The following is a 25,758-nucleotide window of genomic DNA, read 5'->3' as shown; positions in this document are numbered from 1 at the left end:
TAAATGAACTATAAAACAAGAAAGGCCTGGACAATCCAGGCCTTTCTTGTTTTATCATTTTCTTATCGCCCTAAAGCTTCAAGATTACTTTCTTGTAATTTTCGGGCAAATATAGAAGTGTCGTCACATTGATAAACCCATTTAGGATTTTTTATCTGGATTTTACATTTTGTATTGCTGAATGTCCGTTCCCCATCTTCTATCGGTTCGAAATATTGAGTGAGGTCTATAGGCGAGTCTTCTTTTGTTGAGATAACAAATAGTCGGTTATTTATAATAAAATAACCATACGGCTTTTCTCCCGGTTCTATTATTTTATTCCATTCGTTGTCCAAAGCTGTTATGTCGAGCCTGAGTATATCGTTATTATTTTTATCTTTCGAAAAAATAATTTTTGTCATGGGCCATTTGAATCCACTTTTTCTGTTGAAAATCATATTGCTGATGTCCGATGTAAGATGTCTTATTTTACCATCTGTCAAAATGAAACGTGAAAGTTCAAATTTATTTCCATCGTCTGTAGGTTGTGGATATGTTGAACCATAAGTTTTGATAAAGCTGCAAATCAGGATGATCGCAAATACTGCTATTTTTCGCATGAATCTATTAAGAATTGTTTTCCGGGCAAAAGTACGATTTTTTATTATAAATAGTTAATCTTTTTCATCAAATCAAGCATATATTCTACATTTGTAAATATAACTTATTGTAAGTATGAACAATGTAATGGAAGTCATAAGAAAAGTTGGTCTTTTCTTATTTGGAATAGTTCTAATTGTTTGGGGATATAGAGCGAATGCCGCTACAAATAATGAAGGGGCAATTTCTGCTAAAGGTGGAATTTCACCTATATTGAAGGCCTTAGAGAAAAATTTGAAACAGCAACAAGAAGCCGGGCAGGCTGAAAATTCCGAGAAAAAAGAAGAGCTTGTAAAAACGAACAAGGTTGCTTTGCCAATTGAGAAGAAAAAGGAAAAAGATAAAGAGACAAAAATTGAGGTGCAAACTGTAATAGAAAAAGAGACTCCGGAAAAATCTTCAGCTACTCAATGAGTATAGACCGGTTATATAAGGCACAAATGAGATTCCTTTTTCATGCCCATATAAAGATAAAAATCTCTGTTTTTTATGATGATTCTGTTTTTGATACGTTATTTGCAGTATTGGAAGATGTTGACAGGTACTATAATTCGTACCGGCAAGGATCGTACATTGACCAGATAAATAAATCCCCGGGTTGCTTTGTCAATGTAAATGATGAGACTGTGAAAATTTTAAAAGAGGTAATCTTTTTGTCCGGTTTCTTTGATGGTACGTATGATATAACAATTATGCCGCTTATACGGCTATGGGGCTTTTATAAAGAGGATCAATGGAACGTACCCTCCCGGCAGGAAATCGATTCCATAAAACCTTTGGTGGATTATAGAAAAATAGAAATATTGGACAATAAGGTTCGAATAGCCGAAGGGCAGGAAATCATAACAGGTTCGTTTATCAAAGCATATGCCGTGGACAAGCTTATCGGGAAAATGAAAGAAATGGGTATTTCTGATGCTATAATCAATGCAGGGGGGAGCACTATTTATGCCCTGAACGATGAGGCTCATCCGTCATGGAAGGTGACGGCTGGGAATCCCGACGATGAATCTTTATTATTTGATTTGAATATCGCGAACTGTTGTTATTCGACATCCTCTCAATCGAAAACTCATATCAATATAGAGGGGAAACAATACGGGCATATTTTGAATCCCGTTACGGGTTACCCGTCATTCAACAAACAAGTCGGTATTGTAAGCGATAGTTGTATGGTGGGAGATATTGTTTCCACAGGATTGTTTAACGAAACGCCCCGGGGATTCTTGAAAAAGATGGATTCTTTATCTGAATACTATAAGTTAGAAGGTTACATAATGGATGAGGGCGGTCGGGTCGCTTGCACCGAAGGGTTCTCATATTATCATAATTAGCTTATGATGCATATATTTTCGATGAAAGGAAAAACGAAAGAGATGCTGATACAGCCGTTGGCTGACGCTCCTTTTTTATACATGCCCCTGTTAAAATATGCGGGTAGTGTTCCGGTTCCTATTGTAAAAATAGGAGATGCTGTCAGGCAATATCAGTTGATAGCTCAAATACCCGAAGGTGCGGGTTGGGCATCTAATGTTCACTCTCCTGTATCGGGTATAGTTCATGATATAAAAGAATATCCCCAGGCAGATGGGCAGTCATTGCTCACTATTGTTATAAAAAATGATTTTAAGGAAACAAAAATAGAGTACCAAGAGGAAAAGCCGGAATATACTCCGGAGCAAATAATAGACCTGATCGAAAAAGCGGGAGTTGCAGGAGAAGGAGGCGCTCAATTTCCGACAGCAACTAAGTACAGGCTGGAAGGACGACACATAAATACATTCATCATTAATGGCGCGGAATGTGAGCCATACCTTACAGCCGATTATGCTCTCATGGCCGAAAGGACAGAAAAGTTATTCCAGGGAATCAATATACTGAACAGTATCCTGCAAGCAGAAGATATTGTTATAGCTATTGAGGAGCAGAATAAAGAATTACAAAAGATTTTTTCTCCGTTTCTCCGCAAGAAGGAATTTGAAAAAATCAGGGTTTTTGTACTTCCCAATGAATATCCTCAGGGAGGAGAATTGCAGCTTATAAAATCGGTGACAGGTATTGAAATACGTCGCAATCAACGTCCCCGCGATGCAGGCGTTATTGTAAATAATGTTGGTACAATAGATGCGGTGTATGAAGCTGTCGTAAACCGCAAGCCTGTCATCAGCCGTATAATAACCATATCGGGTGAGAGGTCTGAATATTACGGCAATTTTGAAGTGAAAATAGGGACACCTATCGGTCATATCCTCAACTTGCTCGGGCTTACTACTAATAATAAGACGATCGTTTTGGGCGGGCCTATGATGGGTAAAGCAATAACGGACTGGTCTATACCTGTCACAAAAGGAAGCGGCGGCGTTTTGTTCCTGAAAAAAGAGAAATTTAAGCGGAGCAATTGTATATCGTGCGGCTACTGTGTGGATGTATGTCCAATGCGCTTGATGCCCATGAAGTTTGAAGAATATTTCAGAAGGGGCAAATACTTTAATCTGGAAAAGTACAGCATAAGCAGCTGTATAGAATGTGCCGCATGTGAATATATTTGTCCGAGCAATGTGCCACTTATTGAGAGTATAAAAGAAGGGAAAATGAAATTAAAACAGTTGGCTAATGCAATACAATAAAACAATATACGCTCCTTTTATACGAAAAGACGATAGTCCCGGCAAGGTAATGACTGATGTGATCTTAGCGTTACTACCTTGTGTCGTGATGTCATATTTCGCTTTTGGTTATGTACCGTTGATGGTTGTGCTTGTAGCTGTAGGAAGTGCGTTAGTTACCGAATTTATTTTCTCTGCTATATTTTTTAAACATACCGATTCTGTATCTGACGGCTCAGCTATTATAACGGGTATACTGCTAGCCTTTACCATAGCACCTTTTACACCATTACATATTGTTGCATTTGGTGGGGCTATGGCTGTCCTTTTCGGAAAGTTACTGTGGGGAGGTTTAGGACGGAATATCTTTAATCCGGCTCTTGTGGGCCGGGAATTTATGACTGTGTTTTTCCCTGTGGTAATGACCTCCAGAACTATATGGTACGACAAAACAGCTGTTAATTTACAGGAAATAAACATTTTCGGAGATGAATTCTTTAATCAGTTGTTTTTCAAAGCATCGGGGGCAATAGGAGAGTATTCTATATTCTTTTTGGTGCTAGGCGGCTTATTTTTACTCCTGAGGCGGCGCATCTCGTGGCATATTCCGTTTGCATTATTGGTCGCTTTTACCGCTCTTCTATTTATCTTCTCCGGTTATAATATACAGTTTTCATTAGGAGGCTTGTTGCTGGGTGCTATCTTTATGGCAACAGATATGCCTTCCAGCGCATCTACTAAATACGGGAAGCTGTATTATGGCGCAATGATAGGGGTTGTTGCTATTATCTGTATCCTCAACGATGTACGTTATGAGTATATGTCTTACTCCATATTGTTACTTAATGCTTTTACTAAGCCTATAGATTGGGTGTTCCGTCCTAAAGTATGGGGTGAAAAGCTGGATATAATGACGCGTTTGTGGCAGGCATTATCTGTTACCGGAGGTATTATTATGGTAGCATTCGCTGTGATATATCTACATCATTTGGGAGGAATTATGTATCTGGTCTTCATTTATATCGCATTTTGTATTATTTGGTTTATAGCTAAAGAAATGCGCGATAAAATAAATGGATGAAGTATTCTTGATAATTTTCATCTTATTTGGAAAAAACTTTTTATTATTGCATAACTATTTATCTATAAAATTTTATTTATGAAGAATTATCGCATTTTATGCCTTGGCCTGACTTTATTTATTGCGCTATCTTCTTATGCCCAGAAGAAAGAAACACACATAGAGTTACAAGTGCAGGAAGGAAAAGAGCAAGGTAAAACACTAAAAAGAAAAGTTGCTATTGCACGTTTCTCTAACGAAACGCAATATGGTAAGGGCATATTCTATGATAAAGAGAATGATCCTATGGCAAAACAAGCTTTGGACATCTTATCGAACAAATTAGCTGCCAGTGATAAATTTATTTTATTGGAACGTTCCGATTTGGATAAAATTTTGGCCGAAAATGAAAAAGGCGGTGATTTTAAAAGTGTTGGAGCTGACTACATCATCGTAGGTTCTATAACAGAGTTTGGCAGGAAAAATCTTGGAGATGCAGGTGTATTCACCCGTACCAAGACGCAAGTAGCAGAGGCTGCCGTTAATATAAGGCTTATTGACGTTTCTTCAGGGCAAATTATATATTCGGAAGAAGCAAAGGGTGATGCCGAGCTAAAAAGTAAGTCTACATTAGGAGTTGGGGCTTCAGCCGATTTTGATGCAACCTTGAGCGATAAGGCTATATCGGTTGCCATATCCAAACTCGTTGAAAATGTTATAAATAATTGTATGGATCGTCCATGGAAAGCCTATTTCCTCACAGTGGACGGTGATGATGTCTATATAACAGGAGGCCAAAGCCAGGGTATATCGGTTGGAGATACCTTTATTGTAAAAGAAAAAGGGCGTTCAGTAAAAAATCCTCAAACAGGGATGACTATGGAATTACCCGGCAAGGAAGTAGGTAAAATAAAGATAACTTTGACTGGTGGCGATAACCCTCAATCGGAATTTTCTTTGGTGGAATTTACCGCCGGACAAATTGATACAAATAAATTGGATAACTATTATATAGAGGAGATAAAGAAATGAAAAAATATATCTGGATGGTAATGGTAATAGTTACCATATTTGCATTAAGCGCATGTACAGCAGGAAGAACAACAGAGTCGAAAGGTCTCGAGAATCAGGCTTATCTACAGTTTACAATAGTAAAAGGAAGCGCTGATAAATATTCTGACGGAGTAGATGTCTATGTAGATAATGATGCTCCGTTCAATGCGAAAGTTAACCTGATACAAAGTAAGACCGTGAAGGGAAATGTATATGTTATAAAAACAGGAAAACGACACGTGAAAGTAGTATACAGAGGTGACGTTTTGTTCGAAAAAGACGTCATGCTGGGAACACAAGAAACTCGCAAAATACAATTACCTTAAATACTAATAAACTAATTTATAATTTATGAAAAAATTGATTGTAGGGTCAATCTTTATGTTTGCCCTATTGGTAGTTAGTTGTACTCCTTCGAAGAAGACTTTGTATAACTGGGGAAACTATCAACAAGAGGCTTACGATTATGTAAAAAACAGTACTGATGCCAGTCTTGACGATTTATTGAAAACCTATGAGGCGATGATAAATAAGCAAACAGGTACAAGGCAGACGATTCCTCCGGGCATTTGTGCCGATTATGGGTATTTACTTATTAAAAAAGGAAAGAAGGCAGAGGGCATTGCTATGATGAAAAGAGAAGTAGCATTATACCCTGAATCAGCAGCCTTTATGTCACGAATCATTAAAAAATTAGAGAATGAAAGCAACTAAATTATTTATAATCGTACTACTGGCAATATCGGCATTGTCTTCATGTACCACAACAAGTAAACATACAAAAGCCGATATGTATGCGGCAATGTATGGTCAGCATCCTCTTAGTATAGCAGTAATGCCTCCTATCAACAAGACGAATAATGTGGATGCCAAGGAATATCTTTTCTTTACTTTGTCTCAACCCTTGGCCGAAAGAGGATATTATGTTTTTCCTGCGTTCTTAACTATGGAAATGTTCAAATCAGAGAGCGCTTATGATGCCGAATTGTATAAAGATGGTAGTTTGAGTAAATTTAAAGAAATATTGGGGGCAGATGCGGTGCTATTTACTACCATAACAAAATGGGAAAAAGCTGCTGCTGCATCCAGCGTAAGAGTAGAAGTCGAATATTCACTGAAATCAACAACAGACAATAAGGAAATCTTCCACAGAAAGGGTAATATCGTTTACGATACATCTTTAAATACCAGTGGGGGAGGACTTTTGGGTGCATTGGTTGGTATGGCTGCCAATGCTATCAATACCGCGGCTACACCTCATGTTAAGGTGGCTCGTGCCGCAAACTTTTATACCCTTACGGATATGCCTGCCGGACAATATAGCCCTGATTATAATATGGATCAAAGCAGACCTGCCGGTGAGGAAGTTTTTTCTGTTACTACAAAATAATAGCCGGAACAGTAAAAATAAAAAAAAGCTACCTGAAAAGGTAGCTTTTTTCTAATATCTAAAAGCCGATTAATATTCACGTCTTCTAAATCCACCGTTTCCACCTCTGTTGTTGTCGAAGTTTCTGCGTGGACGATCGCTTCCTTCTGTACGAGGACGAGCTTCCGAAACAGAAATAGTTCTGCCGTCATATTCAGCACCGTTTAGTTCTTCGATAGCTTTTTGGCCAGCTGCATCGTCCGCCAATTCAACAAAACCATAACCTTTAGAACGGCCGGTAGCTCTGTCCATAATAACTTTTGCTGAAGAGATTTCTCCGTATTCATTGAATAGATCTTTCAGATCGTTGTCGTTGATGCTGTAGCTCAACCCTGCAATAAAAATGTTCATCGTAAAAAAATAAAATTAAATATTAAATATATTTTGCAGAAGAAGTAAATAAAACGGAAGCTAAAATAGACTAGACAAGAAAGGTTACCAGATAAAGGAAAGGCGACTTGAAAAGAAAAATTTAAACTACAAATAATAAGAACTCTAATGCAAGGGCAAATGTAAAAATAAAATTCAGTAATTTAATGTTTTAGGTGATTATTTTTTTGTATTAAATGTTATTTTAAGAATTTTGTCCGTCATTTTGCTGTAACGCTTATGGATTCAGTCGTTTGTATCTTTGAATAACATCTTTTACTCTATCTTTATCCCTTCTTATATGTTCTATTAAAGTTTCTACATCTGAAAATTTTTCATCAGGACGGATAAAATCGAGAAATTCAGCTGTAAGATCCTTATTATAAAGGTCTCCGTCAAAATCAAAGAGGTTTACTTCGATGCTTATATTATCTCCATTATGCAGAGTCGGACGCCTTCCTATATAAAGCATACCATCGTATTGTTGATTATCCACATGCACATATACGGCATATACACCAAAAGCCGGTACAACTTTGTAAGTTTCCCATATTTGTATATTTGCGGTAGGGAAACCTATTGTACGCCCTACTTTAAAGCCTTCGACGATTTTACCCGATATAGTATAGTTATATGAAAGTAAATCAGCTGCCATACGTACTTGTCCTTCTCCTAACAAACGGCGTATGCGGGATGAACTAACATGCCCGTGCCCGGTAAGTTCTTCTGCTTTAACGACATCGATGCCGATCTCCTTACCGTATCGCTTATAATCGTCAAAGCCATCTTCTCTATTGTATCCGAAACGATGGTCATAACCTATAACCAGGGTATCTACATGCAACTCATCCTTGAGGATATTCTTCATATACTCCTGCGCCGATAGCTTTGATATTTCTACCGTAAAATCGAGGCAGGCACAATAGTCTATACCTGTACTCTCCAAACGGGTCACCTTTTCCTCGAAGCCGCAAAGCAAAGCCGGTTGGTAATCTTTTTGCAATACCTTTCTCGGATGTACAAGAAAGGTAATTACGGCAGTAGGCAAATTTCGCGACGCGGCTTCCCGTTTTATCTGATCTATCAGAAAACGGTGTCCAATATGTACTCCATCGAAAAAACCGATGGTAGCCACTAATGGCGGATGGTCTATCTTATGCTCTTTGTCAATAAGCAGCATATATGTAGTTTATAGTAATCCCCTGTCAGTAAATACTTTTCTTAAATCCTCGGTCTGATCTACCTGATACGTTTTGAATCCTATCTCGTTCGCCATTTCTATATTGGCTTTTCCATCGTCAAGAAAAAGGGTTTCACTTGGGATCATTCCCGAATCATCCGTGATAAAGTCAAAAATCTCTCTATCCGGTTTAGCGCATCCTATCTGAAAAGAAAGATAACACTTGTCGAAATAGGCATCCATCGCCAGCCCTTCAGGAGAAAAGTCTTTTGATAAAGCCCATCCCATAATCGAAGGATTGGTATTGCTTAACAAGTAGACCTTATACTTTTTGCGTAAATCTTTTAGCAACTTAAATTTGTATTCCGGAATACCTGCTAAAAAGGCAAGCCATCCTGAATCTATATCTTCGGCCGGGATGTTTTCGTTCCCTGATAATCTGCGAAATTCTTTATAAAAATTTTCGGGTGAAATTTTGCCCTCTTCATATTCCAGGAATATACCGTTTTGACGAAATTCTCCCAGATAATCTTCTATGTTAGGGAACCCTATTTCAGTAAAGCGATCTAATGCGTTTTGTTTGTTCAGGGTTATAATTACTCCACCCAGATCGAATAAGATGTTCTTTATATTTTTAGACATGACACTCTGTTTATTGACTGCGAAGTTAGCTAATTATTCTTTAAGAGCCTCCGTTTTTCGAATATGTATTGTACATTTGTTAAAATAAAACGATTGTAGAAGTGCTTTATAAAACCAGAGGTTTAGTTCTGAATACGATAAATTATAACGACAAGTATATTCTTGCCCAAGTTTTTACCGAATCTTTCGGCCGGGTGACTTATATGGTTTCCAAAACTAAAGGTAAAAGCTCAAAGGCGCCTCGTTCTTTATTCTCTCCCTTGGCAATACTCGATATGGAGGTGGAACATCAGGTTTCACGCGATATCCAGCGTATACGAGAGGCTCGGATCGATACTCACTTGTATAGTATTTCGGGCGATCTGGCAAAAACGTCAATGGCATTTTTCCTTTCCGAGTTTCTTACCAGGGTTTTACGCGATACCAGTGATAAACTGATCTTCGAATTCCTCTGTCAATCGGTGCAAATATTAGACATGACAGATAAGAGTATAGCAAACTATCATCTGGTTTTTATGCTCAAACTTAGTCACTTTTTGGGTTTTTATCCCAATTTGGAAGAATATAAGGATAATGGCCTGTTCGATATGATAAATGGTGAATTTGTTTCTTTTCAACCATTACACAGGCATTTTCTTAACAGGCAAGAGAGTAAAGTATTATCTTTGCTGGCACGCGTATCTTACGAGAATATGCACCATTTTGTCTTCACAAGGCAAGACCGGATAATAATTATAAACAGAATAATTGAATATTATCGTTTACATCTTTACGATTTTCCGGCCTTGAAATCGTTGGATGTATTACACGAATTATTTTAAGCTATAGATATGACATTGGACGAAGTAAAGGAATCGTATAAAAAACTTATTGAGTCGGAAAGTGCAAAACTTTCAAAATTGAAAAAAGATATATTTCAAACAGGAACTATCAGGCTTGTGATCGTGTTGGTTTGTATTTCTCTCTGTTACCTGTTTTGGGGGCAAACCTCAATTGTTTTATTGTCTGTTGGATTTTCTATCATGTTATTCCTTTTTTTTATGAAATATCACTATAAGCTTTTCTTGCAAAAGAGGTATTGTGAACTGCTTATCCGGAATGCTGAAAATGAACTGAACGGAATCGATTATGACTTTTCCGCGTTTGACGGGGCTCCCGAAAAGGCTGATGGTGACCATAGTTATAGTCTCGATCTGGATATGTTCGGTAATCGTTCGTTTTTTCAATCCATTAACAGGACTGTTACTTCTTTCGGAAAAAACAGGCTGGCGGATTCTTTACTCGATACTTATGAAAGAAAAGCAGATATCGTAGGTCATCAGGATGCGGTGAAAGAGTTGAGCGCTGATTCCGGTCTTCTTAACCGTTTTAGGGTAACGGGTCAACTGAGCGAAACAGAAGACCTGGATATTCATTATTTTTCGCAGCAATTTATGCAGACCAAGTCCCTTGCTAAGAGTTTCTGGAGATACTTTGTATATATTATCCCTGTTGTTTTTGCCGTAGTTACTGTATTATATGTTTTAGAGGTAATACCTTTCTCCGTTGTGGGGATGTGTTGGTCTTTAGCTTTTATGTTAAGTCTTGTTCCGTTGAAGGATATAAAAGAGAAAATGAACCTGTTTGAAAAGCGGATGAGTGTTTTAGAAAGATATTCCCGGCTTTTGAAGATTATAGAAACAGAGCAGTTCAGTTCCTCGATGTTAAAGGAGATGCAAGAGAAGATAAAAGGTAACGAACCGGCATCTTCAGCAATACACCAATTGAAATCGTATAGCAACAATCTTGACCAGTCTTTCAACGTTTTAGGGCTGATACTTCTTAATCCTGTATTCTTTTGGAATATTTACTATGCGATAAGGATAGAAAATTGGATATTACAGCATAAAGATAATGTCGCTACATGGCTAAAGGTATTAGCAGAATTTGACAGCCTGGTATCATTTGCCTTTTATGCATACAATCACCCTGATTATATTTATCCGGAGGTTTCAGATACATTTGTTTTCGATGGAAAAGAATTAGGACATCCTCTGATTAATAGAAGTGTTTGTGTGCGTAATGATGTTGCGGTAAATAAAAATCCATTTTTCCTTGTAGTCACAGGAGCAAATATGGCAGGAAAGAGTACCTATCTGCGTACTGTTGGCATAAATTTAACGCTAGCTTGTGCCGGAGCTCCGGTTTGTGCAAGTTCTTTAAAGTTTTATCCATTCAGACTGGTAACAAATCTCCGTACTTCCGATTCGTTGACTGATAACGAATCTTATTTTTTTGCAGAACTTAAGCGTCTGAAAATGATTATTGACCGGTTGCAATCGGGTGAGCAATTATTCATTATTCTGGACGAAATACTAAAAGGTACTAATTCCGAAGATAAACAAAAAGGTTCCATCGCTTTAATGAAGCAATTGGTGTCGTTGAATGGGAACGGTATTATCGCAACACATGATCTTGTTTTAGGAAATCTGGAAAAGGAATTTCCCGATGCAATAAAGAATTACCGTTTCGAAGCCGATATAAAAGACGAACAATTGTCATTTACTTATCAGATAAGGGAAGGAATTGCCCAAAATATGAATGCAAGTTTTTTGATGAAAAAAATGGGAATAACAGGATTATAAATACAGTCAACAGTCAACAGTTAACAGTAAGCAGTTAGCAGTTAGCAGTCAACAGTTAACAGTGGACATACTAATATTATAGTACAATATTTATGGAAGACATTTTACACTACATATGGAAATTTCGATTGTTTCGAAAAGATCTTAGAACGACAGATGGACAACAGATTGAGGTGATAGATGTCGGTTTATCAAATACCAACGAAGGCCCTGATTTCTTTAATGCGAAAATCAAGATAGGCGATAAAGTCTGGGCGGGAAATGTAGAGATTCATATTTCTTCCGATGATTGGGTAAGACATAAACATCATACGAATAAGAATTATAATTCGGTGATCCTCCATGTTGTAGAGAAAGCAAATTGCGAAGTAGTTAACGAAGCCGGGCAATCTGTCCTTCAGTGTGAAATAGCCTATCCTGAATCTATAAAAGAAAATTACGATTTTCTGATCCATTCCAATACCGATATCCCCTGTTGCAATTATATTGCGTCCATGCCGTCTTTTCATCTTAACTCCTGGATGCGTAGTTTGCTGATCGAGCGTTTGGAACGAAAGTCAAATAATATACAAATATTACTTGAGCGTTTTAATAATTCGTGGGAGGATGTGTTTTATGTCTTGCTTTCCCGTAATTTTGGTTTCGGATTGAATTCCGATTCTTTCGAACGGCTTGCTTTAAGTCTTCCACTAAGATATATACAGAAACAGGGAGATAATCTTGTTCAGATAGAAGCTTTGTTATTTGGTCAGGCGGGTATATTAGAAGATGTAAAAGTTTCGGATAACTATTTTTCTTTGCTGAAAAAAGAATACGAGTTCCTGAAAAATAAATACGAGCTGAAACCGTTAGAATCATATATATTCAAAAGTTTAAGGACGCGGCCAACGGCTTTTCCTCAAATAAGGATCGCCCAGCTTGCGGCTTTATTACATAGTTCTTATGGATTATTTTCTAAAATTATCGAATGCACCGATATTGGACGCATACGGTTGATGTTTCATGTTAATGCATCGGAATATTGGCAGACTCATTATACATTCGGACAGTCTTCGCCGAAGAAATCAAAATATCTTGGCGATTCATCACTTGATATAATACTGATAAATACAATCGCGCCTATTTTGTTCATTTACGGAAAGTCCATAAATAGTGAAGTGCATTGCGATCGCGCCTTACAATTCTTGGAGATGTTGAAGCCCGAACAGAATAGTATAACCAAGAGTTTTTCAAAACTGAAAATGCCTTTAAATAATGCGGCGGATTCACAAGCCATTATCCAATTGAAAAGAGAATATTGTGAACTCAAAAAATGTTTATATTGTCGTATTGGACACCAATTATTGATAGATAAAAAATAAAATGGATGGATATGAAGTATATAGATCTTTTTAATCATCTCAAAAAGATAGAGAATTACACAGATAGTGAAATAGTAATAGACAATAATCTGGTAATGCGGAACTATACTTTCGAATCGAATTATCGTTTTATTCTTCCCGGTGGACTGGGAAATAATGACGATTATGAATATATACCCGGTCTCCCTCAGGATTATGAACCGGATGTTATTCAAAGGATGTTGAATAAGAAAGATTCGGAAATAGGGGAGAATATTAAGTTCCGTTATCATATGATTATGCCCGAAAAGGAACAGAAAGCTAAAGGTATAATATTCATGTTTCACGGATTCAACGAAAAAACGTGGTATAAATACTTGCCATGGGCTACATACATTGCCGGGAAAACGGGCAAGTCCATTGTAATGTTTCCTATCGCCTTTCATATGAACAGGGCTCCGGCCGCATGGAGTAGTACCCGCGAAATGTACCGGGTGAGTGAGCAAAGAAAAGAGCGTCATCCCGATGTAATCTGCTCGAGCCTGTCGAATGTAGCTATCAGCACACGATTACATAATAAGCCTCAACGGTTTATCTGGTCGGGATTGCAAACCTATTACGATGTAATCGATTTTGTAGAAGCGATGAAGGAAGGGCGCCATCCTGCCATCGAACCCGATGCATCGATAGACTTTTTTTCTTATTCTATTGGTACTTTTCTTGGCGAAATACTGATGATGAGCAATAAAGATGGCCATTTTACTAATTCTAAGTATGCTACGTTTTGCGGTGGGGCGGTATTCAATCGTTTGTCACCGGTATCGAAATTTATCCTCGATAGTGAGGCGAATGTAAGCCTGTACTCTTATGTTGTCGAGCATTTAGAAAGCCATATGAGACGGGATGAGGTACTTCGTCATTATATGCATACTCATCCTGAAGGTAATAATTTTAGGAGTATGTTGAATTATAAAACATTGACTCTGGAACGTGAAGAAACTTTCCGAAGAATGAGCCATCAGTTTTACGCAATAACATTGGCTAATGATGAAGTAGTCCCTGCCTATGAAGTTATAAATACCCTACAAGGTATTTGTAGGGATATTCCCGTTAGGATAGAGACGTTAGATTACCCGTATAAATATATACATGAAGATCCGTTTCCGGCTCTGCCAAAGATAGCGGATGAGGTAGACCGGCAGTTCCGCTTCACTTTTGACAAGATTTGCGAATTTCTCCAATAATGTTATCGAAAGCTATAAATAATTAATTTCAGAAACATCTCATAGAATTAATTGTTTCAGTATGTGAAATAGCAAGTATCAATGAAGATTGACAAAACAAATGCCATCAGGTTGCTGGATAAGCAAAAAATAAAGTATAACCTGGTACCTTATGACGTTGATGAAGATGACCTGAGTGCAATTCATGTGGCAGAACAGCTTAATGAGCCTGTGGATCAGGTATTCAAAACGTTAGTCCTGAAAGGTGATAAGTCGGGTTATTTTGTTTGTATTATACCCGGAGCCGAAGAACTGAACTTGAAAATCGCAGCTAAAGTATCCGGAAATAAAAATTGTGATATGATTCCGATGAAAGATTTATTGACCGTAACAGGTTATATCAGAGGAGCCTGTTCTCCTATCGGAATGAAAAAGCAATACCCCTCATATATTGACAAAACGGTTGAAAAACATTCATTTATTTATATAAGCGCAGGTAAGAGGGGATTACAAATACAAATAAAACCACAGGATTTGTTTCAAATTGTCAATTTTAAGGTTGAAAACTTAACAGAATAATCATTTATTTCATAAATATCTGATATTCAGTATTTAACGCCCCAAAAATATGTTTAAAGACATGGTTTTTTTTAATATCTTTATGACTAAAAGAGGAAGAAATAAAAATAAATACCTATACCTTTGTGTCTGGAGATCATTCTACTAAAAAAACAGTAAATCGAAATGGCCAAAGTAAAAGGAACAGTTGTTGTAAACGAAGAGCGGTGCAAAGGTTGTAATTTATGTGTAGTGTCGTGCCCTTGCGATGTCCTCGAATTACAGCCTCGTAATGTAAATAGTAAAGGTTATCATTATGCTTACATGAAAAATCCGGACGCTTGTATCGGATGTGCCAATTGCGGATATGTATGTCCTGATGGATGCCTTACCGTTTATAAGAAAAAAATCGAATAGTTTACGAATTATCCCTGTATCGAAAGTAAAAAGATAATTCGTTTTTAATCAATCAAAAGCTTATGTCAGAAGAAATATTTTTAATGAAGGGCAACGAAGCCATAGCTCATGCTGCAATCAGATATGGAGCTGATGGATACTTCGGTTATCCTATTACTCCACAGTCGGAGATATTAGAGACATTGATGAACGAAGCCCCTTGGAAAACAACAGGTATGGTTGTTCTTCAGGCTGAAAGTGAAACGGCGTCTATTAATATGGTGTACGGTGGCGCCGGTTGCGGAAAAGCTGTAATGACTACATCTTCAAGCCCGGGTATGAGCCTTATGCTCGAAGGCGTATCGTATATAGCGGCAGGCGAATTACCTTGCCTGCTGGTTAATGTTATGCGTGGCGGTCCCGGATTAGGTACTATACAACCCTCCCAGGCTGATTATTTTCAGGCAGTGAAGGGTGGCGGTCATGGCGACTATAAATTGATAACATTAGCTCCCAGCTCGGTACAGGAAATGTCCGATTTTGTAGTACTGGGATTCGATCTGGCCTTTAAATATCAAACTCCGGTAATGATTCTTACCGATGGTGTAATAGGGCAGATGATGGAAAAAGTGAAACTTCCGGCTTATAAGCGTAGAAGAACAGATGCTGAAATAAGAGAGCAATGCCCCTGGGCTACTTTAGGGAAACCGGATAGCAGAAAACCGAATATCATCACAACCCTTGAACTGGATTCTCAGAAAATGGAGATTAATAATCTTCGTTTACAGGCTAAATATAAAAAAATAGAAAGTGAATTATGCATGCATCAGGAAATCAACTGTGAAGATGCAGACTATATATTAATGGCTTTTGGTTCGGCTGCCCGCTTGTGTCAGAAAGCGATGGAACTGGCTCGTGCAAAAGGTATAAAAGTAGGTCTTATTCGCCCTATTACCCTTTGGCCATTTCCTTCTAAAGAAATTGATAAATATTCATCCAAGATAAAAGGTATACTTACAGTGGAAATGAATGCCGGGCAAATGGTTGAAGATGTCCGTCTATCTGTAAGTGGAAAAGTAAGGGTTGAACATTACGGACGTATGGGAGGTATTGTGCCTACTCCTTCCGAAGTGGTTGATGCTCTTGAGAATAAATTCGGTTTATAATAAAGCCGTTATATAAAATTCAAAGTTTAATAATTATGAGCGCAAATATAATAGATCCGGCTAACCTCGTATATGCCAAGCCCGAACTGATGAACGATACCGAGATGCACTACTGTCCGGGTTGTTCTCATGGGGTTGTGCACAAACTCATTGCAGAGATTGTGGACGAAATGGGACTTAAAGAAACAACAATAGGAATTGCTCCTGTAGGATGCGGTGTCTTTGCATACAGTTATATCGATATAGACTGGCAAGAGGCCGCGCACGGGCGAGCACCGGCTGTAGCTACGGCTGTAAAGCGGTTAAATCCCGAAAAAATGGTTTTTACGTACCAGGGAGACGGCGACTTAGCGGCAATTGGTACCGCCGAAACTATACATGCTGCCAACAGGGGAGAGAATATTGCTATTATTTTTATTAATAATGGCATATATGGTATGACCGGAGGACAAATGGCTCCTACCACCCTCGATAAGATGAAGACTTCTACTACACCTAACGGACGAGATATTCATGAGAATGGATACCCTCTTAAAATACTTGATCTGCTAGCTTTACTGGATGGTGTTTGCTTAGCTACACGCCAAAGTGTGCATACGGCAGCAGCTGTAAAAAAAGCGAAGCGTATGATCAGAAAAGCTTTTGAGAATGCAATGGAGAATAAAGGTACATCTATTGTCGAAATAGTATCCACATGTAGTTCGGGATGGAAAATGACTCCGGCAGCCTCTAATGATTGGATGGTAGAGAATATGTTCCCTGTATATCCTATGGGCGATTTGAAAAACATTTAAACCAAGAATACATGACACAAGAAATAATAATCGCAGGCTTTGGTGGACAAGGAGTACTCTCGATGGGTAAGATATTGGCTTATTCCGGCCTGATGGAGGATAAAGAGGTATCATGGTTTCCCTCTTATGGCCCTGAGCAGCGTGGAGGAACAGCTAATGTAACAGTTATACTGAGTGACACTACAATAAGTTCACCTATTGTGAACGAATATGATATAGCGATCATTCTAAATCAGCCTTCTCTGGATAAGTTCGAATCACATGTAAAACCCGGAGGTATACTTATATACGATCCGAATGGATTCAGACGCGCGCCATCGAGAAAAGATATTTACATCTATAAAATAGATGCGATAGATACTGCTACCCAAATGAAGAATACAAAAGCATTCAATATGATTGTATTGGGCGGTCTTCTCAAGGTCTGTCCGATGGTAGATCTGGCTAATGTAATGTTGGGGCTCAAGAAATCTTTGCCGGAACGTCATCATGGTTTGTTGCCGATGAACGAGCAGGCTATACATAAAGGCATGGAGATAATACAGGAAATGCAAAAACCTGGTTAACCAGGATTACAAGTATAAATAAAAATCCCCGTAGAAATTCTCTCCGGGGATTTTTTATGTAAGAAAGATTATTTAGTTTTCGTGATGTGCAACAGCAACAGCATCAAATCTGGATTGCACGTAATCTAGTTCGGTTTCTATGCGCGCACGTTCTTTAGCTAAACTTTCCGGCGTAGTAAAATATTGCGATAGGTTTCTCATACCTACCTGATAGATACAACCCCTGTAATATCTATTTCTGAATATATCAAATATAGAGGCATTACTCAATACCGGAGTTACATTCGCTACTGCCACCGGAGAAATTGCCCTGGCCAGATATACGCTTATGTCGTCAAAATTGATCCAGAATGTAGGGAAAGTTCTTCCCCTATCACATATAATAGGGCATATAGCCACAACACGCACGTCACCCTTACCGGTTTTGATATCGTAATACCATCTCTCTTTTACAAAGTAACTTATGATATTGGCTTTTGCTATCTCTTCTTGTGTAACCGACACAGTCCTATTGTCTACAGCAGTATATGCAATCTTATTTTCATCCAGAACTTCTCTTACATCACGTTTGCTATTAGCATTAAAATCAGGTTGATCTTCGTATTTATATGCCTTAATGGTATTGTCAGACAATAAATTGATGATTAATGAAAATAGATTTACCCTTTTGTCTGTCGAGACAGTAGGATAGAAGAGTGTTTCGTTACCCTCTATGTTGGGTACATCCCTGTATATATCCCTTTTCCATGTTGCAGAATAATAATCATTCATCGAATTCTCCATTAAAAATAATTCTCTTGAAGATATATCAGTGACCATGTCTTCTGTTGTTTTAGTAACAGGCCCTTGATTCATCATCCGATGTTCATTGTCTGCGTTGTTTTGCGCTAATAGCGGACTAGCCATCAGTAATCCGCCAAATAGTAATGAAATTACATATTTCATAATAGTTGTATTTTTGTGTTAGTTTAAATAATTCTTATAATCATCGCATTGAGTTCCCGCTCTATTCCGTCAGGCCCTCTTACTTTTATTTTTCCTATAATTAATTCTTTACCACGTGTAAGCCCTCGCATTTGCTCTTTTTGTCTTTCTGTAAAGTTGCTCCCTGCCGATATTTCTTCACTCCGGTTGTTCATAGCATCTAACGATATGGTAGAGAAGCCTGTTACGGTAAAAGGAATATTCAAAATCCCATCATCAATAGCAGCTTTCAGGTTGTCGGTGCCAAGAAGAATAGAACGGGCTAAATTACCTCTTTTAAACACTTTCGGGTTGTTGCTTGCATCCCTATATTCAATATAAGGTGCAGGATCAGGCAATGCCCGTATTCTGAATTCTTTCTGCGCTATCGGACGCATTGTGCCGTTCATCCTGGCAGATACCGAAATAACGAATTTTTGTCCTATTTGCGAGGTGGAAGGAGTTGCAGTCCAAGTGTTTCCTGAAACTGTTAACGATCCTCCGCTTACAACAGTTGCGACAACATCCTGATTAGGAACTCCCGGTACAGATATGCTGATAGGATTCTGGTATCCGGCATAAACAACATCCATGAGTAATGGAGCTATCGTAGCCATCGGTTCCATAACAGTAAATTCGTCAGAAAATTCGCGTTTGAACGGTGTTCCGTCTCGACCCATAACTTCAATAAATCCACTGAATTTATTAAGCCCCCTGATACCTGTCGTCTCAAATAAGCCGTTCTTTTCATATGGCAACTCTTTGCCATTGATAACTATACGTGGACGTTGGGTAGTATCCACTGCCGCTAATATTATTTCGGCACGATATGGTGTACCCTGCATTACAAATTTGGACTGAGGAACAACAAATGCACTCAACTGGTTTACCCTGACATCTTTCAGGTCTATGTTTTTAACCAGATCATTCAGGACTTCACCTTCCGCGTGTCTGATATTTACCTGCAACTCGGTTAAATAAGTTATGGCGGCAATACTCGGCATATTCTCAAAGGAGGATAGAACCCATGATTTACCTTCTTTTTTTGCTTTTCTTGACGGTTCAGTCGATAAAGTGTTCCGTACGATACTTTTCTTCGTCTCATCCGGAATCTGTGCGATCATGGCCTCTCTGTAGCTGTCCAATAATCTCTTCAGGTTTTCTCCTTGATAACCACCCTCCGGGGCTATCATTATATCAGTAGAAGCGCTTAAGTTATCTTTTGATTTTAAATTGTTTAAGTCTGCTTCTTTGCCATCACTCTCTTTCGCTATTTCCAATTTTAGATATTGAATATAATCGAAAAGAGAATCTGTTTTGCTTTTTACATTTAGAGCCCGGCTATAAGAATCTTGCGTTTTTTCGGGATTACCTTCATATGAAGCATTAATGTCTGTATATATTTGTTTATTACGTTCATCTGCAACTTTTATAGATTCCTGAAGATTCTCATTTACCAAATCAAAGCCATCCAACACTTCTGTAGGAACATTTAAAGCTAGCATTGCAATAAAGACCAGATACATCAGATTAATCATCTTCTGTCTTGTTAATTGCCCTCTACTTAAAGCCATTTGTTATTCCTTTTTTAGTTTTTTTAATTATTTTCTTTCTCTTTAAAATTTTGGTTGGTTTGGGTTATTATTGGTTGTCATAGCCTGCAACAAACGTGCGTAAACGTTATTGAGGGCTTCAATATGTTTTGTCATTTTAGCCGATTCTTCTTTAAACATATAGCTGTCGCCAATAGCGCCATCATACAGATTTTTCATTCTGTTCAGGCTATCGTTGATGTACCTGATAGCAGACATTTGTTCTGTTATAGTATGCAACTGTGCATTAAACACATCGTTCAATCCACTTACATTTTGGTTTAATGTAGCAAGATTATCTACAAATCCATTTGTTTCGGTGACTTGATTGTATGCTGTCAATAGCTTCTGAGAAGCTTCGTTTAAAGATTGTATCGTATTCGAAAAATCTTCCAGATTTTGTGCCGTATTGGATATGCTCTGACTATATTCAGGTGCATCTCCTGTTTTAACTGGTGCTTTTTGATCGACACCGGATGCGGATGATATTCTATTAGGTGTCGCGGAAGCTATACCACTCGGGGCAACACTGCCGGAAGCATGGATATTACCCCCTCCTCCTCCGACTATTACTACCGACCCGGAAGAACTTCCCTTCCCTTTTGGGTTTTTACCTGTTTCTGTTGTATTTGTTTCGGTGACATCTCCATTGAAGGTGGCTCCTCCAACAATGATTCCCGAACCGGCAGAAACGGAATCTCCCGATGAATTATCGAAACCTGATATAAAAAACACCAACGCTTCGGTAATCATTCCTATCATCAATATTTGATTAGCATAAGGAAGATGTATAATTTTGAACATTGCTCCTATTATAACAATAGCAGCTCCCCAGCTGTAGAAAATGTTGAACAACCTTTTTCCTGAACTGCTGGATAGAAAAACTTCTAAACTATTCATCTTCCCCATATAATTTTTTTATAGGTTTTTAGTTAATCTTACCCTTTTCATTAAAGTTCCAGCTTCTTACACATCTGAAACCAATAAATGAACGGCCTTTATCTTGAAATTCAACGGAACGATCTCCGGATTTTACCGTGGCATCTTTCCATGAACCTCCCTTTACAATTTTACGTTTTAATACTTTCGGATCTGCAAGTACGGCTCTGTAACTGAAATCCGGATTAACTTCATCACTCATGCGGTCTACAGATTCGGTGAAAGTAGTAGTTGTCCATTCAGCTACATTTCCAGCCATATCGTATAAACCAAATCTGTTAGGCTGGAATGTCGCCACAGAAGACATTAAGTCTTTCAAATCTTTCGAAGCTCTAAAATTAGCATGAGCCAAACCGTCGGTAGTATGGGTTTTGTTTGAATACCAAGGGTACATCAATTCCGAGCGGCCATTTCTGGCTGCAAACTCCCATTCAGCTTCAGTCGGTAATCTGTATCCCTCAAATCCGTCCTGAGTGCATTTACCTTCTGCCCTGTATTTAGCTGTACGCCAAGCACAATAAGCATCTGCTTGTTCCCACGATACACCTACCACCGGGAAGTTTTCGTATGCTTTGTCTGTGAAATATGTGTCTACATATCTTTCGCTTTTAGCATTGGCAAAATCAGTCATCCATACCATAACGTCCGGATGTATATTTACAATATATGTATTCGTAAAGTCTATCGGATCACCATGTGATGTTCTGGATAATGTTTCACGAATGATATCACCTCTCATGTTCACATAAGCTGTATCTTTAGATATAACTATAGAACGGGCTTCTCCTTCTTTTAGTTTAGAGATAAATGCATAGTAACTCTTGAAATCAAACCAATCGTATTTATAGTTAAGAGCTGAATTTGCCTGCCCCGATTTATCTGCTCCATAAGGATTTCCTCCCATAACACTGGCAATAGCACTGGCTTCTCTTTCTGTTGGATTCTTCCAAGGAATAGGTTTACTCCAATTTATACGCTGTTTAATTTCTCCTGTATAGTTTTTTTCAGGTTTTACCTGCACTTTATATGTAGGATCACCACCATACGCAGGGTCGGACAGACGTTCTCTTATGATAGAATCCCGTACTGCATATACAAATTCGCGATATTGCTTGTTTGTAACTTCGGTTTCATCCATCCAAAACGGACTTACAGCAACAAGCTTGCGTGCGATTGTATCTCCCCAAAGCGGATCTATACCTGTGCCTAATTCTATATTTCCACCGGGAACAAGAACCATATTGTCGCATGCACGTGCTATATTATAAGGTAATAACAAGCGCGTTTCTATTGCCGGATCAATATATTTAGGTTCTCCGAATTTGTATGATATACCGGCAGTCAACTGAGCTATACCATTATTACTCATATCTCCTTTTTGTCCGTCAAAAGTGTCGTCAATAAAAATACCACGGGCTTCTCCGAAAATTTGCCAATTTTTTGTAAAATTAAATCCAACATTTAAACCCAGACTTCCACCGACAAATGTGCCTGCAAGATTGCCCCGATGTGCAAAACGCTGATATACCCCAGCTCCTGCAAATGGATTCACTTCCCATTTGCGATTAGGTTTATACCCGTTTATCAGGTTTAAGAAATTTATACTTACATCTCCGGTCACACTCATATAACGTAAATGTTGCATATAATATTGTTGATTTTCCCACCAATTTTTTGGATGCCATACAGATTCTCCTGTGGCGTCGACAGGGCTATATTCATAGTCAATGCCTTCACTCCAACCCATATAATCCCAAGCGGGATCTTTTGTCAAATACTTAATGTCGTCACCTGTGCTGCCATTTCTGCCCCATTTGGTATACGTTCCGTTATACCCGTCGTTATAGCCATGAAGACTACCTCCCGAAAGCTGCAAACGAAGAGTAACAATATTGCTCATACGACGACCGATGGTAAGTGTTGGTGTAAACGTCAATCTTGATAAATAAGATATGCGATTGTTTGGCACACCGTTGTCATCCTCTCCTTCATAAAGTTGAGCTCCGGCTCCTAATGAAATAAACCAAACCGGATCTTTTAATAAATATTCATTTCGGGAAGGTACCGAATACTGCACCGAACGTTCCGACTGCGCATACGAAACGACTGAAATACAGAGCAGTAGTAGTAAAGTTAGTAAAGTTTTCTTATTCATATATTTTGTATAAGTTATTATAACCATAAAATCTCGAATGTGGCAAAGATAATATATTTTTTATAATTATTATTTATTTTTTGTTTAAAAGTTAGTGGTATAGGCAGATAGGGGTTAATTAGTACTAGTCGCTATCTTGTTTAAAAGTTATAAGCAAGACTTATGCCAAGCATTTTTCCAATTTGGCTTTATCATCTTGTGCATTTACTACGGCAACAAAGAGAATAAGAATAGACATGAACAATAAACGTTTCATCAGTAGTTTGTTTAGTTTAGTATTATCTTAATTTTAAAACATCACCTTCTATAGGAACATATTCGAAGTCTTTTTTGTTCATCTTATATAAGTTCTTCACCTTTATCCCGTACAATTGTGAAATACTGTGCATCGATTCGCCCACCTGAACCACATGTTCATAATAAGGCTTATCGGCCTTCGATTTCTTTTTCTGGAAATATACCAGATCGCCTTTCTTTAATGGGAATCCCTCCGGAACCTCATTATATTTATATAAATCTTTGGGCTTAAAGTCGAATTCGGCAGCGATAGCTTCATAAGTATCGCCATCCATAGCAATAACATATATCAGGTTATGTGTTTTATATGGAGTATGACTATACTCAGGATTCAACGGACGTGTCTCCTCCTTAGCCCTCCCTTTACCAAGATCTTCTTTATCGTGCCGGTACAATTCATAATCTTCAATAAGTTTTATCAATTTATTCGCATAAGCCTTATCGGTAGCATATCCTGCTTGCTGCAAACCTTTTGCCCATCCTCGATAGTCGGTTATTTCCAAATCAAACAGGTTTTTATATCTCGCCTTGGCCAAAAATTTGGAATGATCTTCAAACGAATCTTCTGCTTTTTTATATTTCCTAAAGCAATCATTCGGACCGTCATCTGCTTTATAAACCTTTTCTCCGGTCCAGTCGCTATGGCACTTTATACCAAAGTGATTATTTGAACTGACTGTAAGAGAACTCTTCCCTGCACCTGACTCCAACAATCCTTGAGCAAGAGTTATGCTGGCAGGTATTTTATACCGCCTCATATGGTCTATTGCAATCCCTTTATAGGCGCTGATATAGTCATCATAAATCTTATAGCGTTTGGCTTGTGAAAAGGTAGGAATAGAGATAAAGAAAATGAGAGTAGAAAATATAATTGTTTTGAAAGAGGTATCTACTTTTTTCATATATTTAATGTTTATATAATAACAGCAATAAATATGGAAAGTTTAAATTTAACAACAAAGATACTCGTTTACAACTACGAAGAAAGCCCGGAAGCTATAAAAAAACTTGTAAATGAAGCCAAATCCGCTACAAAAAGAGCATATGCCCCCTATTCTAACTTTCATGTAGGAGCAGCTATTCTTCTCGCCAATGGGGAAATAATAACCGGCAACAACCAAGAAAATGCAGCTTACCCCTCAGGATTGTGTGCTGAAAGAGTGACCGTTTTTCATGCCAACGCCCAATATCCCGATGTGGCAGTAGAAGCTATTGCTGTGGCAGCTTGTAGTAGCAAAGGTGAGTTCACAACTAATCCGTGCAGCCCTTGTGGCGGATGCAGGCAAGTTTTACTGGAAGTTGAGAACAGGTATAACCGTCCAATAAAAATAATTTTATACGGAGAAAGTAAAATTTATGAATTGGAGTCCGCTAAAGCTTTGTTACCGGTAGGTTTTGGCGCAGATTCTTTATTTGATTGATCTATATAGGAGTTTTAAAAGCTTTCAATTCTTTTGTCTGCTTTTTGCTTTTACCGTCTGTGACTTTATCCAGTAATTGCCAGAAACGATCGCCATGATTCATTTCTACAGTATGGCAAAGTTCATGTAAGATAACATGATCTATGAGGTGCTCCGGTAAGAGCATGCAATAGTATGAAAGGTTGATGCTCTTTTTTGACGAACAACTACCCCACCGGGTACGGCTTTTATTTATTTTTATATCTGAAACGGTAAAGCCGCATTTTTGCGCAAAGAGTTTCACCTTTGCCGGCAATAAACGGTTAGCCTCGTATCGTAAGGCTTTTTCTATCTGCTTCAGAATTAAATTCTGAATTGACGTTTTTTCAAAATCAGTGCCTGTGGGACAGGAAATAGATAATATAGCATCTTTCAGGCTTATATAGAAGTTAGAGGTCGAATTACTTTCCGCAATTCTCAAAGAAAAACTGTATGTACGGAATTCTGTTTGTGGTGAAAATTTTAATCTATCACTATTCTTTTCGATTAACGAAATAAGCCGGGGACGCATTTCCTCTATCGTTTTTTCTATGTATGATATAGTCACAGACGGAGGATGCGTGAGCTGGAGATAACCATCTTTTTTTCTGACAATTATCTTACGGGCACGACCATTCTTGACGAGCCTTATTTCTCCCAGTTCCTTATCATTAATAATCATAACCTTATATAAAAAAAGCTTAACCAATATCAGTTAAGCTTCTCGT

The 25,758-nt window shown here is 38.1% G+C and carries 28 protein-coding genes; 18 read left to right on the top strand and 10 right to left on the bottom strand.

Features of this window, described 5'->3' with window-relative positions; genetic code table 11:
- Nucleotides 1-62: 62 nt before the first annotated feature.
- Nucleotides 63-599, bottom strand: coding sequence for a hypothetical protein (locus ACYPZI_RS09865; RefSeq protein WP_459601086.1), 537 nt, complete (start codon nucleotides 597-599; stop codon nucleotides 63-65).
- Between the two features lie 115 nt (nucleotides 600-714).
- On the opposite strand from ACYPZI_RS09865, the gene ACYPZI_RS09860 reads away from it, so the two are divergent.
- The 8 genes from ACYPZI_RS09860 (at nucleotide 715) to ACYPZI_RS09825 (ending at nucleotide 6,748) form a co-directional block, all read left to right on the top strand.
- Nucleotides 715-1,053 (top strand): hypothetical protein, encoded by a 339-nt coding sequence (locus ACYPZI_RS09860; RefSeq protein WP_459601084.1) that lies wholly within the window; start codon nucleotides 715-717, stop codon nucleotides 1,051-1,053.
- Between the two features lie 26 nt (nucleotides 1,054-1,079).
- Nucleotides 1,080-1,973, top strand: a complete 894-nt coding sequence (locus ACYPZI_RS09855; protein WP_459601082.1) for an FAD:protein FMN transferase — start codon at nucleotides 1,080-1,082, stop codon at nucleotides 1,971-1,973.
- A gap of 3 nt (nucleotides 1,974-1,976) precedes the next feature.
- Nucleotides 1,977-3,266: an electron transport complex subunit RsxC gene (gene rsxC / locus ACYPZI_RS09850; protein ID WP_459601080.1), complete on the top strand. Its 1,290-nt coding sequence runs from the start codon at nucleotides 1,977-1,979 to the stop codon at nucleotides 3,264-3,266.
- Nucleotides 3,253-4,326, top strand: a complete 1,074-nt coding sequence (locus tag ACYPZI_RS09845) for an RnfABCDGE type electron transport complex subunit D (protein WP_459601078.1) — start codon at nucleotides 3,253-3,255, stop codon at nucleotides 4,324-4,326. Before rsxC ends, ACYPZI_RS09845 begins: the two co-directional genes overlap by 14 nt.
- A gap of 78 nt (nucleotides 4,327-4,404) precedes the next feature.
- A complete protein-coding gene (locus tag ACYPZI_RS09840; RefSeq protein WP_459601076.1) occupies nucleotides 4,405-5,337 on the top strand; it encodes a CsgG/HfaB family protein in 933 nt (310 codons plus the stop codon).
- On the top strand, nucleotides 5,334-5,684 hold the full coding sequence (locus ACYPZI_RS09835) for a hypothetical protein (RefSeq protein ID WP_459601074.1): 351 nt from the start codon (nucleotides 5,334-5,336) through the stop codon (nucleotides 5,682-5,684). Before ACYPZI_RS09840 ends, ACYPZI_RS09835 begins: the two co-directional genes overlap by 4 nt.
- A gap of 25 nt (nucleotides 5,685-5,709) precedes the next feature.
- Entirely contained in the window at nucleotides 5,710-6,072 is a 363-nt protein-coding gene (locus ACYPZI_RS09830; RefSeq protein WP_459601072.1) for a DUF4810 domain-containing protein, read from the top strand.
- Nucleotides 6,059-6,748: a GNA1162 family protein gene (locus tag ACYPZI_RS09825; RefSeq protein WP_459601070.1), complete on the top strand. Its 690-nt coding sequence runs from the start codon at nucleotides 6,059-6,061 to the stop codon at nucleotides 6,746-6,748. Before ACYPZI_RS09830 ends, ACYPZI_RS09825 begins: the two co-directional genes overlap by 14 nt.
- Nucleotides 6,749-6,817: 69 nt before the next feature.
- Here ACYPZI_RS09825 and ACYPZI_RS09820 read toward each other — a convergent pair whose 3' ends face one another.
- From ACYPZI_RS09820 to ACYPZI_RS09810, 3 genes are all read right to left on the bottom strand, one after another.
- On the bottom strand, nucleotides 6,818-7,138 hold the full coding sequence (locus tag ACYPZI_RS09820; protein ID WP_459601068.1) for an RNA recognition motif domain-containing protein: 321 nt from the start codon (nucleotides 7,136-7,138) through the stop codon (nucleotides 6,818-6,820).
- 256 nt (nucleotides 7,139-7,394) lie between these two features.
- Complete coding sequence (ribF, locus tag ACYPZI_RS09815) at nucleotides 7,395-8,336, bottom strand: riboflavin biosynthesis protein RibF (RefSeq protein ID WP_459601066.1); 942 nt, start codon at nucleotides 8,334-8,336, stop codon at nucleotides 7,395-7,397.
- A 9-nt stretch (nucleotides 8,337-8,345) separates the two neighbouring features.
- Entirely contained in the window at nucleotides 8,346-8,978 is a 633-nt protein-coding gene (locus tag ACYPZI_RS09810) for an HAD family hydrolase (protein ID WP_459601064.1), read from the bottom strand.
- A gap of 101 nt (nucleotides 8,979-9,079) precedes the next feature.
- On the opposite strand from ACYPZI_RS09810, the gene recO reads away from it, so the two are divergent.
- The 9 genes from recO (at nucleotide 9,080) to ACYPZI_RS09765 (ending at nucleotide 17,645) form a co-directional block, all read left to right on the top strand.
- Nucleotides 9,080-9,799: a DNA repair protein RecO gene (gene recO, locus ACYPZI_RS09805; RefSeq protein WP_459601062.1), complete on the top strand. Its 720-nt coding sequence runs from the start codon at nucleotides 9,080-9,082 to the stop codon at nucleotides 9,797-9,799.
- A 9-nt stretch (nucleotides 9,800-9,808) separates the two neighbouring features.
- Nucleotides 9,809-11,602 (top strand): MutS-related protein, encoded by a 1,794-nt coding sequence (locus ACYPZI_RS09800; protein ID WP_459601060.1) that lies wholly within the window; start codon nucleotides 9,809-9,811, stop codon nucleotides 11,600-11,602.
- Between the two features lie 92 nt (nucleotides 11,603-11,694).
- Nucleotides 11,695-12,963, top strand: coding sequence for a DUF2851 family protein (locus ACYPZI_RS09795; RefSeq protein ID WP_459601058.1), 1,269 nt, complete (start codon nucleotides 11,695-11,697; stop codon nucleotides 12,961-12,963).
- A 5-nt stretch (nucleotides 12,964-12,968) separates the two neighbouring features.
- Nucleotides 12,969-14,186 (top strand): DUF6051 family protein, encoded by a 1,218-nt coding sequence (locus ACYPZI_RS09790; RefSeq protein WP_459601056.1) that lies wholly within the window; start codon nucleotides 12,969-12,971, stop codon nucleotides 14,184-14,186.
- Between the two features lie 81 nt (nucleotides 14,187-14,267).
- The gene (gene ybaK, locus ACYPZI_RS09785) at nucleotides 14,268-14,744 is read left to right on the top strand and encodes a Cys-tRNA(Pro) deacylase (protein WP_459601054.1); all 477 of its coding nucleotides are present in this window, start codon (nucleotides 14,268-14,270) and stop codon (nucleotides 14,742-14,744) included.
- A 165-nt stretch (nucleotides 14,745-14,909) separates the two neighbouring features.
- Nucleotides 14,910-15,140 carry a 4Fe-4S binding protein gene (locus tag ACYPZI_RS09780; RefSeq protein ID WP_459601052.1) on the top strand — a complete coding sequence of 77 codons (231 nt, stop codon included), beginning with the start codon at nucleotides 14,910-14,912 and terminating at the stop codon, nucleotides 15,138-15,140.
- Between the two features lie 62 nt (nucleotides 15,141-15,202).
- Entirely contained in the window at nucleotides 15,203-16,285 is a 1,083-nt protein-coding gene (locus ACYPZI_RS09775) for a 3-methyl-2-oxobutanoate dehydrogenase subunit VorB (protein ID WP_459601050.1), read from the top strand.
- A 35-nt stretch (nucleotides 16,286-16,320) separates the two neighbouring features.
- Nucleotides 16,321-17,079 (top strand): thiamine pyrophosphate-dependent enzyme, encoded by a 759-nt coding sequence (locus ACYPZI_RS09770; protein WP_459601048.1) that lies wholly within the window; start codon nucleotides 16,321-16,323, stop codon nucleotides 17,077-17,079.
- Between the two features lie 11 nt (nucleotides 17,080-17,090).
- Nucleotides 17,091-17,645: a 2-oxoacid:acceptor oxidoreductase family protein gene (locus tag ACYPZI_RS09765; protein ID WP_459601046.1), complete on the top strand. Its 555-nt coding sequence runs from the start codon at nucleotides 17,091-17,093 to the stop codon at nucleotides 17,643-17,645.
- Nucleotides 17,646-17,717: 72 nt separating this feature from the next.
- Here the strand turns inward: ACYPZI_RS09765 and porN are convergent, their stop codons facing one another.
- The 5 genes from porN to ACYPZI_RS09740 all read right to left on the bottom strand — a co-directional run bounded on the left by porN (nucleotide 17,718) and on the right by ACYPZI_RS09740 (nucleotide 24,493).
- Nucleotides 17,718-18,590 (bottom strand): type IX secretion system ring subunit PorN/GldN, encoded by an 873-nt coding sequence (porN, locus tag ACYPZI_RS09760; protein ID WP_459601044.1) that lies wholly within the window; start codon nucleotides 18,588-18,590, stop codon nucleotides 17,718-17,720.
- Nucleotides 18,591-18,613: 23 nt separating this feature from the next.
- Complete coding sequence (gene porM / locus ACYPZI_RS09755; RefSeq protein ID WP_459601042.1) at nucleotides 18,614-20,182, bottom strand: type IX secretion system motor protein PorM/GldM; 1,569 nt, start codon at nucleotides 20,180-20,182, stop codon at nucleotides 18,614-18,616.
- A 42-nt stretch (nucleotides 20,183-20,224) separates the two neighbouring features.
- Nucleotides 20,225-21,109, bottom strand: a complete 885-nt coding sequence (gene porL, locus ACYPZI_RS09750; RefSeq protein WP_459601041.1) for a type IX secretion system motor protein PorL/GldL — start codon at nucleotides 21,107-21,109, stop codon at nucleotides 20,225-20,227.
- Between the two features lie 19 nt (nucleotides 21,110-21,128).
- Nucleotides 21,129-23,294, bottom strand: coding sequence for a T9SS ring complex lipoprotein PorK/GldK (gene porK, locus ACYPZI_RS09745; RefSeq protein ID WP_459601039.1), 2,166 nt, complete (start codon nucleotides 23,292-23,294; stop codon nucleotides 21,129-21,131).
- A gap of 278 nt (nucleotides 23,295-23,572) precedes the next feature.
- On the bottom strand, nucleotides 23,573-24,493 hold the full coding sequence (locus tag ACYPZI_RS09740) for a glucosaminidase domain-containing protein (protein ID WP_459601037.1): 921 nt from the start codon (nucleotides 24,491-24,493) through the stop codon (nucleotides 23,573-23,575).
- A 33-nt stretch (nucleotides 24,494-24,526) separates the two neighbouring features.
- On the opposite strand from ACYPZI_RS09740, the gene cdd reads away from it, so the two are divergent.
- Nucleotides 24,527-25,012, top strand: a complete 486-nt coding sequence (cdd, locus tag ACYPZI_RS09735) for a cytidine deaminase (RefSeq protein WP_459601035.1) — start codon at nucleotides 24,527-24,529, stop codon at nucleotides 25,010-25,012.
- A gap of 1 nt (nucleotide 25,013) precedes the next feature.
- On the opposite strand, the gene ACYPZI_RS09730 is transcribed toward cdd, so the two are convergent.
- Nucleotides 25,014-25,712 (bottom strand): M48 family metallopeptidase, encoded by a 699-nt coding sequence (locus tag ACYPZI_RS09730; RefSeq protein WP_459601033.1) that lies wholly within the window; start codon nucleotides 25,710-25,712, stop codon nucleotides 25,014-25,016.
- Between the last annotated feature and the right edge of the window lie 46 nt (nucleotides 25,713-25,758).

It is taken from the genome of Dysgonomonas reticulitermitis (assembly GCF_054601275.1).
Note: the sequence above shows the minus strand (reverse complement) of the source record. Positions and strands in the feature narration are given on the sequence as shown.

Excerpts from the sequence above, each read along its gene's own strand:
- ACYPZI_RS09865 (WP_459601086.1), bottom strand. The coding sequence starts at position 599 with ATGCGAAAAATAGCAGTATTTGCGATCATCCTGATTTGCAGCTTTATC.
- ACYPZI_RS09860 (WP_459601084.1), top strand. The coding sequence starts at position 715 with ATGAACAATGTAATGGAAGTCATAAGAAAAGTTGGTCTTTTCTTATTT.
- ACYPZI_RS09855 (WP_459601082.1), top strand. The coding sequence starts at position 1,080 with ATGAGATTCCTTTTTCATGCCCATATAAAGATAAAAATCTCTGTTTTT.
- rsxC (WP_459601080.1), top strand. The coding sequence starts at position 1,977 with ATGATGCATATATTTTCGATGAAAGGAAAAACGAAAGAGATGCTGATA.
- ACYPZI_RS09845 (WP_459601078.1), top strand. The coding sequence starts at position 3,253 with ATGCAATACAATAAAACAATATACGCTCCTTTTATACGAAAAGACGAT.
- ACYPZI_RS09840 (WP_459601076.1), top strand. The coding sequence starts at position 4,405 with ATGAAGAATTATCGCATTTTATGCCTTGGCCTGACTTTATTTATTGCG.
- ACYPZI_RS09835 (WP_459601074.1), top strand. The coding sequence starts at position 5,334 with ATGAAAAAATATATCTGGATGGTAATGGTAATAGTTACCATATTTGCA.
- ACYPZI_RS09830 (WP_459601072.1), top strand. The coding sequence starts at position 5,710 with ATGAAAAAATTGATTGTAGGGTCAATCTTTATGTTTGCCCTATTGGTA.
- ACYPZI_RS09825 (WP_459601070.1), top strand. The coding sequence starts at position 6,059 with ATGAAAGCAACTAAATTATTTATAATCGTACTACTGGCAATATCGGCA.
- ACYPZI_RS09820 (WP_459601068.1), bottom strand. The coding sequence starts at position 7,138 with ATGAACATTTTTATTGCAGGGTTGAGCTACAGCATCAACGACAACGAT.
- ribF (WP_459601066.1), bottom strand. The coding sequence starts at position 8,336 with ATGCTGCTTATTGACAAAGAGCATAAGATAGACCATCCGCCATTAGTG.
- ACYPZI_RS09810 (WP_459601064.1), bottom strand. The coding sequence starts at position 8,978 with ATGTCTAAAAATATAAAGAACATCTTATTCGATCTGGGTGGAGTAATT.
- ACYPZI_RS09800 (WP_459601060.1), top strand. The coding sequence starts at position 9,809 with ATGACATTGGACGAAGTAAAGGAATCGTATAAAAAACTTATTGAGTCG.
- ACYPZI_RS09795 (WP_459601058.1), top strand. The coding sequence starts at position 11,695 with ATGGAAGACATTTTACACTACATATGGAAATTTCGATTGTTTCGAAAA.
- ACYPZI_RS09790 (WP_459601056.1), top strand. The coding sequence starts at position 12,969 with ATGGATATGAAGTATATAGATCTTTTTAATCATCTCAAAAAGATAGAG.
- ybaK (WP_459601054.1), top strand. The coding sequence starts at position 14,268 with ATGAAGATTGACAAAACAAATGCCATCAGGTTGCTGGATAAGCAAAAA.
- ACYPZI_RS09780 (WP_459601052.1), top strand. The coding sequence starts at position 14,910 with ATGGCCAAAGTAAAAGGAACAGTTGTTGTAAACGAAGAGCGGTGCAAA.
- ACYPZI_RS09775 (WP_459601050.1), top strand. The coding sequence starts at position 15,203 with ATGTCAGAAGAAATATTTTTAATGAAGGGCAACGAAGCCATAGCTCAT.
- ACYPZI_RS09770 (WP_459601048.1), top strand. The coding sequence starts at position 16,321 with ATGAGCGCAAATATAATAGATCCGGCTAACCTCGTATATGCCAAGCCC.
- ACYPZI_RS09765 (WP_459601046.1), top strand. The coding sequence starts at position 17,091 with ATGACACAAGAAATAATAATCGCAGGCTTTGGTGGACAAGGAGTACTC.
- porN (WP_459601044.1), bottom strand. The coding sequence starts at position 18,590 with ATGAAATATGTAATTTCATTACTATTTGGCGGATTACTGATGGCTAGT.
- porM (WP_459601042.1), bottom strand. The coding sequence starts at position 20,182 with ATGGCTTTAAGTAGAGGGCAATTAACAAGACAGAAGATGATTAATCTG.
- porL (WP_459601041.1), bottom strand. The coding sequence starts at position 21,109 with ATGGGGAAGATGAATAGTTTAGAAGTTTTTCTATCCAGCAGTTCAGGA.
- porK (WP_459601039.1), bottom strand. The coding sequence starts at position 23,294 with ATGAATAAGAAAACTTTACTAACTTTACTACTACTGCTCTGTATTTCA.
- ACYPZI_RS09740 (WP_459601037.1), bottom strand. The coding sequence starts at position 24,493 with ATGAAAAAAGTAGATACCTCTTTCAAAACAATTATATTTTCTACTCTC.
- cdd (WP_459601035.1), top strand. The coding sequence starts at position 24,527 with ATGGAAAGTTTAAATTTAACAACAAAGATACTCGTTTACAACTACGAA.
- ACYPZI_RS09730 (WP_459601033.1), bottom strand. The coding sequence starts at position 25,712 with ATGATTATTAATGATAAGGAACTGGGAGAAATAAGGCTCGTCAAGAAT.